Source organism: Bradyrhizobium sp. CCBAU 25338 (assembly GCF_028128965.1).
Taxonomy (GTDB): domain Bacteria; phylum Pseudomonadota; class Alphaproteobacteria; order Rhizobiales; family Xanthobacteraceae; genus Bradyrhizobium; species Bradyrhizobium liaoningense.
Genome location: NZ_LFKY01000011.1, coordinates 1 through 1,059, shown reverse-complemented (window position 1 = coordinate 1,059; position 1,059 = coordinate 1). Strand labels below are relative to the sequence as shown.

Below are 1,059 nucleotides of genomic sequence, written 5' to 3'. Positions count from 1 at the left end.
GCGCGGAACGGCAGCGGGCTGAAGTAAGCTTGATCGGGGGTGCCGCCGTCAAGGCTCGAGTGGGGACGCCGGCCATTGTAAAAGGCGAGGTATCGGCCGATCGAGGCGCGGGCGTCGGACACGGTGTCGTAGGCGCGCAGATAGACCTCTTCGTATTTGATGCTGCGCCACAGACGCTCGACGAACACGTTGTCGCGCCAGGCGCCCCGACCGTCCATGCTGATGGCGATGCCATGACTGGCGAGCATGCCGGTGAACGCGGCGCCCGTGAACTGCGAGCCTTGGTCGGTATTGAAGATGTCCGGCTTGCCATGGCGAGCGAGAGCGTCCTCCAGCGTCTCGACGCAGAATGCGGCTTCCATAGTGATCGAGACGCGCCACGACAGCACCCGGCGGCTGAACCAGTCCAGCACCACCGCGAGATAGACGAAGCCGCGCGCCATCGGGATGTAGGTGATGTCCATCGCCCAGACCTGGTTGGGGCGTGTGATCTCCATCCCGCGCAGCAGATACGGATAGATCTTGTGCCCGGGTTCGGGCTTGGTGGTACGCGGCCGGCGATAGAGCGCCTCTATCCCCATCCGCCGCATCAGCGTTTTGACATGCCGGCGGCCGATCTTGCACCCCTCGGCAGCCAGCAGGTCTCGCAACATTCGCGAACCGGCGAAAGGAAACTCCAGGTGCAGCCGGTCAAGCCGCTGCATGATCGCGAGGTCGGCGGGCGACACCGGACGTGGTAGATAATAGATACTGCCACGGCTGATCTTCAAAACTTCCGCCTGTTTGGTGATCGGCAGGTCGTGCTCACGGTCGATCATCGCTTTGCGCTCAGCATGCCGGCTTTGCTGAGCGCGCCTTCTAAAAAATCGTTCTCAAGCGTCAGCTCCCCGATCTTGGCGTGCAGCGTTTTCACGTCTACCGCGGACTCGCTCGTTCTGTTGCCACCGCCAGGACCAAACACCTCGGCCGCCGCCTTCTGAAGCTGGGACTTCCACTGCGTGATCTGGTTCGGGTGCACGTCGAAATGCTCAGCCAGCTGGGCCAGCGTCATCTCGCCCT

At 62.8% G+C, this 1,059-nt stretch carries 1 protein-coding gene; it reads right to left on the bottom strand.

What is annotated here, in order from left to right; genetic code table 11:
- Nucleotides 1-1,059 (bottom strand): IS3-like element ISBj3 family transposase gene (locus ACM42_RS08395; RefSeq protein WP_271527488.1). Its coding sequence is split into 2 segments (ribosomal slippage), with 1,060 coding nucleotides annotated over them: nt 1-868 and nt 868-1,059; the frame shifts between segments, so codons are not numbered across the junction. This gene is flagged as partial in the annotation.